Genomic DNA, 8,711 nt, shown 5'->3' with positions numbered 1-8,711 from the left:
CGTTGACGTGGTTTGAATTTGATTTTCGAAGAGTATTAAATCTAGGTTTACTAGATTCACTGCTACTATCTATTTATTCGGAAAAAGTAGAAAAAGTAGAGAGAATTAGGAGAAATTTATCTGAAAGCGATGGACGCCCAGCATAGCTATTATAAACCTTATAAAAACAAAAGAGCTAGCCTAAGCTAACTCTTATCCTATGCGGAGAGAGGGACTTGAACCCTCACGACCTAAAGCGGTCACAGGATCCTTAGTCCTGCGCGTCTGCCAATTCCGCCATCCCCGCGTCGATTACTTTACTAGTATATCAACTTTTAGGATGCTTGTCAACACTTTTTTTCAATTTTTTTCATTTCATCAACCAAATTACTCAGAAATTTCATTTAGATTTTCATCTACTAACTTAGCTCCAAGTGTATTTTTGAAATGTCCAAGGGCAAATTGGTGATTTTCAGGCCAGATGGAAGCAACAGCTGGTTTAACAATCTCGATGTCATATCCTAGATTATAAGCATCTATAGCTGTATGCAGGACACAGATATCCGTCAAAACTCCGGTTAAAATAACTGTAGAAATTCGACGCTCTCTCAAACGGATATCCAGGTCAGTCCCTGAAAAAGCTGAGTAATGGCGTTTATCCATCCAAAAGATACGACTGTCTGAACCATGCTCTTGATAAAAGGTCCCCAAATCTCCGTATAAATTCCGTCCACTAGTCCCAATCAAATTGTGAGGAGGAAACAACTTGCTTTCTGGATGGAAACAATCGTTTTCTTCGTGAGCATCGATGGTAAAGAAGATATAATCTCCGCGTTCAAAAGCTAATCGAGTCACCTTGCTAATAGCTTCCGAAATCGCCTGAGCTGGAGCACCTGCTGTCAATTTTCCACTATCTGCAACAAAATCTTCTGTATAATCAATCGAAATCAAAGCCTTAGTCATTAGTAATCTCTTTTCTTCACTTCTTCAAAAATATCTGAAATCAAGACCTTAAGATAGGTTCCCTTCATTCCAAGTGAGCGACTTTCAATAATTCCTGCAGATTCAAGTTTACGAAGGGCATTGACAATCACAGAACGGGTGATTCCGATGCGGTCTGCAATTACAGACGCAGTCAACTGCCCTTCATTTCCATTTAATTCCCCTAAAATTGCTGAAACAGCACGGAGTTCGGAATAAGAAAGGGTATTAACCGCCATGGTAACAGCAGTACGGCGGCGGATATTTTTCTCATCTTCTTCACGTTGGAAATTAAGGAGTTGAATCCCAACAACGGTACTCGCAATCTCAACAAGAATCAAATCCTCGTCTTCGAATTTTTTATCATTGCGCCAAATAATCAAAGAACCAAGGCGAATCCCTGATACATGAATCGGTGCAATAGTCGTCAAACCATCTGGAAAGTCGGCACGACTTTCCACAGGGAAAATACTCAAATCATGATCAACTGTCAGATTGGCTTCTGTATCGTAAATCATGTTCGCACCTTGAATGTAGTCATCCGGGAAAATCTTAGTTTGGAAGAACTGCTCTACACGATCTGTATTTGTTTTATAACGCATGAAATAACCAAGGAGACGTCCCTTGCTATTGACGATACAGGCGTTACAGTCAATAATATCTGCCAATTGACGGGTAATCGCATTGTAGGGAAGTTCTTCCTGCAACTGCTCCTCTGAGCGCTTCAGGATAGAAGTAATTTTTCTAGTTTTTTCTAATAAATGTGCCATTTTTCACCTCGAATTTAATCGCTATCATTATAACATAAACAGCTTGAATTTTCAATTATTATCTGAAAATTGCTTATTTAATTGCAATTTGAAAAAACAAGAATATTTTTAATTAAATTGCTTCTTTTCTATTGACAAGCTCCCTATTTTTGTGTATTATAATATTACAATAAGATAATATGTCTATTTTATTTATCTTTCTTTTTCCATTCGGTCTCCTTATATAAAAAAGCGATTCATTTTGAACCGCTTTTTCTTATTTATCGCCCTTGTTACGAATAACAAAGCCTGTTTGCTTTTCGCTTGAAGTATTGCGTGGTTTTTTATTCTCCTTACGATAGCGTTTTTCCTTATCAAAACGATCATTGCCACGACTTCCTTTTTTGAAATCATCACGACGACCACGACGGTTGTCTCCACGGCGATTATCACGACGGTCATCTCCACGACGACCTCCCTTAGCTTTACCACCGAAGCCATTACCTGATGGTTTAAATGGCAGTGGTTTTTCACGTGCAATCTCCACTTCAGGAAGACTATCTGGGTCTTGAACAGTCAGACTCAAGATATACATTGCCAATTCTTCTGGAGTAAATTCGGCAGCTAGCTTACGAGCATCCTTACCAAATTTCTCAAAGTTGGCACGGATAGTCTCATCTGCAAAATCACGTTCAATTTTCTTGAGAGCTACCTGTTTTTTAGCTTGGAAGGCTTCTTCTGCACTTGCAGGTTTGAGGCCTTTCATACGTTTCTTAGTCAAGTTTTCAATAATTTGGAGGTAGCCCATTTCATTTGGTGATACGAAAGTAATCGACTGACCTGACTTACCAGCACGACCTGTACGACCGATACGGTGAACATAACTTTCAGGATCCTGTGGAATATCGTAGTTATAGACATGGGTCACACCTGAAATATCCAAGCCACGCGCTGCAACGTCCGTCGCAACTAGAACATCCAGATTACCGTTTTTAAAATCACGAAGGACACGAAGACGTTTGTTTTGGTCCAAATCACCATGAATTCCTTCTGCACGGAAGCCACGGATTTTCAAACCACGAGTCAATTCATCTACACGACGTTTGGTACGACCAAATACGATAGCAAGTTCTGGTTGTTCCACATCCATAAGACGGGTCATGGTATCAAATTTTTCTTGCTCTTTAACTCGGATATAGTATTGGTCAACCAATTCTGTTGTCAATTCCTTGGCAGCAATCTTCACATGTTCAGGTTCTTTCATAAACTGAACACCGATACGTTTGATGGCATCTGGCATAGTTGCTGAGAAAAGTAAGGTTTGACGGTTTTCAGGGACACGAGAAATGATAGCTTCAATGTCTTCAAGGAAGCCCATGTTGAGCATTTCATCCGCTTCGTCAAGGATAAGAGTTTCAATATCTTGTAATTTCAAGGCCTTGCGTTTAATCAAGTCCAAGAGGCGACCTGGAGTTCCCACCACGATATGGGCACCAGATTTAAGAGCCTTAATTTGTTTTTCAATGCTTGATCCGCCATATACTGAACGGACTTTCACTCCCTTACTACGACCAAATCGGAAAAGTTCTTCTTGACTTTGGACAGCAAGTTCACGAGTTGGAGCGATAACCAAAGCTTGGATGGTCGCTTCTTCTGTACGGATTTTTTCAAGGGTTGGCAAGCCAAAGGCTGCAGTTTTTCCTGTACCAGTCTGAGCTTGACCGATAACGTCCTTGCCTTCAAGGGCCAAGGGAATGGTTTGTTCTTGGATCGGACTGGCTTCTACAAAACCAGCTTTTTCAATCTCTGCTAGCAAATCAGCAGACAAGTTTAATTCATTAAATTTCACGTTATTCTTCTTTCTAAAGGTGGTGCGAAGCCACCCTATAGGGCTTAGTTTATACTTTTCTTTTTATGACGTATTTTCATATACTGGATATAAAATCGTGTTGCTTCTTTTCCACAAAAGAAAAGTACTGTTTTCTTTGCAACCTATCTAGTATAACACAAGAGAGAAGCAAAAGATAGCCTAATCCATCGATAAAGTCATGTAAACGATTTTTTTGAGAAAGTAAGGATATAATTTCCACTATTTCATAAACTTTTTTAAAGCGTAGCAGAATTGTGCAAAAGTTTTTTTCTTGTGCTAGAATGAAATTCGAATAGGAGGAACTCTAAATGTTAACTTATGATTTAATCGTTATCGGATTTGGTAAAGCTGGTAAAACACTAGCAGGTAAATTGGCTTCAGCTGGCAAAAAAGTTGCCCTCGTTGAACGTAGCAAAGCTATGTACGGTGGAACTTGTATCAACATTGGTTGTATCCCAACTAAAACTTTGCTAGTTGCTGCTGAGAAAGACTTGTCTTTTGAAGAAGTGATTGCTACTAAAAACACGATCACTGGTCGCCTCAACGGTAAAAACTATGCGACTGTTGCTGGTACAGGCGTCGACATCTTTGATGCGGAAGCTCACTTCCTTTCAAATAAAGTCATCGAAATCCAAGCTGGTGATGAAAAACAAGAATTAACTGCTGAAACAATCGTCATCAACACTGGTGCTGTTTCAAACGTCTTGCCAATCCCTGGACTTGCTACAAGCAAGAACGTCTTTGACTCAACAGGTATCCAAAACTTGGACAAATTGCCTGAAAAACTTGGAGTCCTTGGTGGCGGAAATATCGGTCTTGAATTTGCTGGCCTTTACAACAAACTTGGAAGCAAGGTTACAGTCCTAGATGCCTTGGATACTTTCCTACCTCGTGCAGAACCTTCCATCGCAGCTCTTGCTAAACAATACATGGAAGAAGATGGCATTGAATTGCTTCAAAATATCCATACTACTGAAATCAAAAACGACGGTGACCAAGTGCTTGTCGTAACTGAAAATGAAACTTACCGTTTCGACGCCCTTCTCTATGCAACTGGACGCAAACCAAATGTAGAACCACTTCAACTTGAAAATACAGATATTGAACTAACTGAACGTGGTGCTATTAAAGTAGACAAACATTGTCAAACAAACGTTCCTGGTGTCTTTGCAGTTGGAGATGTCAACGGTGGCCTTCAATTTACTTACATTTCACTTGATGACTTCCGTGTTGTTTACAGCTACCTTGCTGGAGATGGCAGCTACACACTTGAAGACCGTCTCAATGTACCAAACACCATGTTCATCACACCTGCACTTTCACAAGTTGGTTTGACTGAAAGCCAAGCAGCTGATTTGAAACTTCCATACGCCGTTAAGGAAATTCCTGTTGCAGCCATGCCTCGTGGTCATGTAAATGGAGACCTTCGTGGAGCTTTCAAAGCTGTTGTTAATACTGAAACAAAAGAAATTCTTGGAGCAAGCATCTTCTCAGAAGGTTCTCAAGAAATCATCAACATCATCACTGTTGCTATGGACAACAAGATTCCTTACACTTACTTCACAAAACAAATCTTCACCCACCCAACCTTGGCTGAGAACTTGAATGACTTGTTTGCGATTTAAGTTGAAGTCTTATCTTAACTGACAGCCCTCTTTGGGCTGTTTTTGCTTCTGCGAAACACCAAATCTGTCTTTTCCCTCTTTTGTGATATAATAGAAGCATGAACTTAAAAACTACTTTGGGCCTTCTTTCTGGGCGTTCTTCCCACTTCGTTTTAAGCCGTCTTGGCCGTGGAAGTACGCTCCCAGGAAAACTCGCCCTTCAATTTGATAAAGATATTTTACAAAACCTAGCTAAGAACTACGAGATTGTCGTGGTCACTGGAACAAATGGAAAAACCCTAACAACTGCCCTCACTGTCGGCATTTTAAAAGAGGTTTATGGTCAAGTTCTGACCAACCCAAGCGGTGCCAACATGATTACAGGAATTGCGACAACCTTCTTAACAGCCAAATCTTCAAAAACTGGGAAAAATATTGCCGTTCTAGAAATCGATGAAGCCAGTCTATCTCGTATCTGCGACTATATCCAGCCAAGCTTATTTGTTATCACCAATATCTTCCGTGACCAGATGGACCGCTATGGTGAGATTTACACAACTTACAAGATGATTTTGGACGCTATTCGTAAGGTGCCTACTGCCACTGTTCTCCTTAATGGAGACAGTCCACTTTTTTACAAGCCAGCTATTCCAAATCCTGTAGAGTATTTTGGTTTTGACTTGGAGAAAGGGCCAGCCCAGCTGGCTCACTATAATACAGAAGGGATTCTCTGTCCTGACTGCCAAGACATCCTCAAATATGAGCATAATACCTATGCAAACTTGGGTGCCTATATCTGTGAAGGCTGCGGATGTAAACGTCCTGATTTAGACTATCGTTTGACAAAACTGGTTGAGTTGACCAACAATCGCTCTCGCTTTGTCATTGACGGACAAGAATACGGTATTCAAATCGGCGGGCTCTACAATATCTACAACGCCCTAGCTGCAGTTGCCATCGCCCGTTTCCTCGGTGCAGATTCACAACTCATCAAGCAAGGATTTGATAAGAGCCGTGCGGTCTTTGGACGCCAAGAAACCTTCCATATTGGTGACAAGGAATGTACCCTCGTCTTGATTAAAAATCCAGTCGGTGCGACCCAAGCTATCGAAATGATTAAACTAGCACCTTATCCATTTAGTCTATCAGTTCTCCTAAATGCCAACTATGCAGACGGAATTGATACTAGCTGGATATGGGATGCGGACTTTGAACAAATCACTGACATGGACATTCCCGAAATCAATGCTGGAGGTGTTCGCCATTCTGAAATTGCACGTCGTCTCCGAGTAACTGGCTATCCAGCTGATAAAATTACTGAAACAAGTAGTCTGGAACAAGTTCTTAAGACCATTGAGAACCAAGACTGCAAGCATGCCTATATCCTAGCTACTTATACTGCTATGCTGGAATTCCGCGAACTGCTGGCTAGTCGTCAGATTGTTAGAAAGGAGATGAACTAATGGTTTATACTTCACTTTCCTCAAAAGCTGGCAATTACCCCTATCAGCTCAACATTGCCCACCTCTACGGAAATCTCATGAATACCTATGGGGACAATGGAAACATCCTCATGCTCAAGTATGTGGCTGAAAAACTGGGAGCCCATGTGACGGTTGACATCGTTTCTCTCCATGATAACTTTGATGAAAATCACTACGACATTGCCTTTTTCGGTGGCGGTCAAGACTTTGAACAAAGTATTATTGCGGACGACCTACCTGCTAAAAAAGAGAGCATTGACAACTACATCCAAAACGACGGTGTGGTTCTGGCTATCTGCGGTGGTTTCCAATTATTGGGGCAATATTATGTGGAAGCTTCAGGGAGACGTATCGAAGGGCTAGGGGTCATGGGCCATTACACCCTCAACCAGACCAATAACCGTTTTATCGGTGACATCAAGATTCACAATGAAGATTTCGATGAAACCTACTATGGTTTTGAAAATCATCAGGGCCGTACCTTCCTCTCTGATGACCAAAAACCACTGGGACAGGTTGTCTATGGAAATGGAAATAACGAAGAAAAAGTCGGCGAAGGGGTTCATTATAAGAACGTCTTTGGTTCCTACTTCCACGGGCCTATCCTATCTCGTAATGCCAATCTAGCTTATCGCCTAGTCACTACAGCCCTCAAGAAGAAATATGGTCAGGACATTCAACTCCCTGCTTATGAGGACATTCTCAGCCAAGAAATCTCTGAGGAATACAGCGACGTCAAAAGCAAGGCTGACTTTTCTTAAACAAAGGGAAATTATATCAAAGAACTCCGTTATCTTGTCGGAGTTCTTTTTGTCTTTTCTTTTACCCTTCTCCCTTGCATTTTCTCTCTTTTTTTGCCAAAATAGAGGAGTAGAAAGAAGGTAGCATATGTCTAAATTACAACAAATCGTAACATATCTTGAATCAGAAAAACTAGACGTCGCTGTCGTATCTGACCCCGTCACAATCAATTACCTCACTGGCTTTTACAGTGATCCCCATGAACGCCAAATGTTCCTTTTTGTCCTAGCGGATCAGGAACCCCTCCTCTTTGTCCCAGCCCTTGAAGTGGAGCGTGCTACTAGTACTGTTTCCTTCCCAGTTGTGGGCTATGTGGATTCTGAAAATCCATGGCAAAAAATGAAACATGCTCTTCCACAGCTTGATTTCAAACGTGTCGCTGTTGAGTTTGACAATCTCATCTTGACCAAATATCATGGCTTGAAAATAGTCTTTGAAACTGCTGAGTTTGAAAACCTCACTCCTCGTATCCAACGCATGCGCCTCATCAAATCAGCTGACGAAGTGCAAAAAATGATGGTTGCAGGTCTCTATGCGGACAAGGCTGTTAATGTTGGCTTTGACAATATTTCTCTTAATAAGACAGAGACAGATATCATCGCTCAAATTGACTTTGCCATGAAACGTGAAGGTTATGAAATGAGCTTCGATACCATGGTCTTAACTGGTGATAATGCTGCAAATCCACACGGCATCCCAGCAGCTAATAAGGTCGAAAATGACGCCCTTCTCCTCTTTGACCTTGGTGTTCTAGTCAACGGCTATGCGTCAGATATGACTCGTACGGTCGCTGTCGGCAAACCAGACCAATTCAAGAAAGATATTTACAACTTGACCCTCGAAGCCCAACAGGCTGCTCTTGACTTTATCAAGCCGGGTGTGACTGCCCATGAAGTGGACCGCGCTGCCCGTGAGGTTATCGAAAAAGCTGGTTACGGCGAGTACTTCAACCACCGTCTCGGTCACGGTATCGGTATGGATGTCCACGAATTCCCATCTATCATGGAAGGAAACGACATGGTTATCGAAGAAGGCATGTGCTTCTCTGTTGAACCAGGTATCTATATTCCTGGCAAGGTCGGTGTCCGTATTGAAGACTGCGGTGTTGTTACCAAGGATGGCTTTGACCTCTTTACAAGCACCAGCAAAGACTTGCTTTATTTTGATTAATATTCATCTAATACTCAATGAAAATCAAAGAGCAAACTAGGAAACTAGCCGCAGGTTGCTCAAAACACTGTTT

General features: G+C 41.5%; 7 protein-coding genes and 1 tRNA gene. 4 read left to right on the top strand and 4 right to left on the bottom strand.

What is annotated here, in order from left to right; genetic code table 11:
* Window positions 1–200: 200 nt before the first annotated feature.
* From ADH54_RS08025 to ADH54_RS08010, 4 genes are all read right to left on the bottom strand, one after another.
* Window positions 201–286, bottom strand: a tRNA-Leu gene (locus ADH54_RS08025).
* A gap of 80 nt (window positions 287–366) precedes the next feature.
* Complete coding sequence (locus ADH54_RS08020) at window positions 367–942, bottom strand: cysteine hydrolase family protein (protein WP_049524703.1); 576 nt, start codon at window positions 940–942, stop codon at window positions 367–369.
* Entirely contained in the window at window positions 942–1,730 is a 789-nt protein-coding gene (gene codY, locus ADH54_RS08015; RefSeq protein WP_000940738.1) for a GTP-sensing pleiotropic transcriptional regulator CodY, read from the bottom strand. Before codY ends, ADH54_RS08020 begins: the two co-directional genes overlap by 1 nt.
* A 256-nt stretch (window positions 1,731–1,986) precedes the next feature.
* Window positions 1,987–3,558 (bottom strand): DEAD/DEAH box helicase, encoded by a 1,572-nt coding sequence (locus ADH54_RS08010; protein ID WP_000671121.1) that lies wholly within the window; start codon window positions 3,556–3,558, stop codon window positions 1,987–1,989.
* 329 nt (window positions 3,559–3,887) lie between these two features.
* Here ADH54_RS08010 and ADH54_RS08005 point away from each other — a divergent pair, with 329 nt between their 5' ends.
* The 4 genes from ADH54_RS08005 to ADH54_RS07990 all read left to right on the top strand — a co-directional run bounded on the left by ADH54_RS08005 (window position 3,888) and on the right by ADH54_RS07990 (window position 8,638).
* Entirely contained in the window at window positions 3,888–5,204 is a 1,317-nt protein-coding gene (locus ADH54_RS08005) for an FAD-containing oxidoreductase (protein WP_049524702.1), read from the top strand.
* A gap of 98 nt (window positions 5,205–5,302) precedes the next feature.
* A complete protein-coding gene (gene murT, locus ADH54_RS08000; RefSeq protein ID WP_049524701.1) occupies window positions 5,303–6,646 on the top strand; it encodes a lipid II isoglutaminyl synthase subunit MurT in 1,344 nt (447 codons plus the stop codon).
* On the top strand, window positions 6,646–7,428 hold the full coding sequence (gene gatD, locus ADH54_RS07995) for a lipid II isoglutaminyl synthase subunit GatD (protein WP_000263179.1): 783 nt from the start codon (window positions 6,646–6,648) through the stop codon (window positions 7,426–7,428). The genes murT and gatD overlap by 1 nt, the downstream gene beginning before the upstream one ends.
* Before the next feature lie 127 nt (window positions 7,429–7,555).
* Window positions 7,556–8,638, top strand: coding sequence for a M24 family metallopeptidase (locus ADH54_RS07990; RefSeq protein ID WP_000040937.1), 1,083 nt, complete (start codon window positions 7,556–7,558; stop codon window positions 8,636–8,638).
* Window positions 8,639–8,711 lie beyond the last annotated feature (73 nt).

It is taken from the genome of Streptococcus pseudopneumoniae (assembly GCF_001072315.1).
GTDB classification, from domain to species: Bacteria; Bacillota; Bacilli; order Lactobacillales; family Streptococcaceae; genus Streptococcus; species Streptococcus pseudopneumoniae_R.
Note: the sequence above shows the minus strand (reverse complement) of the source record. Positions and strands in the feature narration are given on the sequence as shown.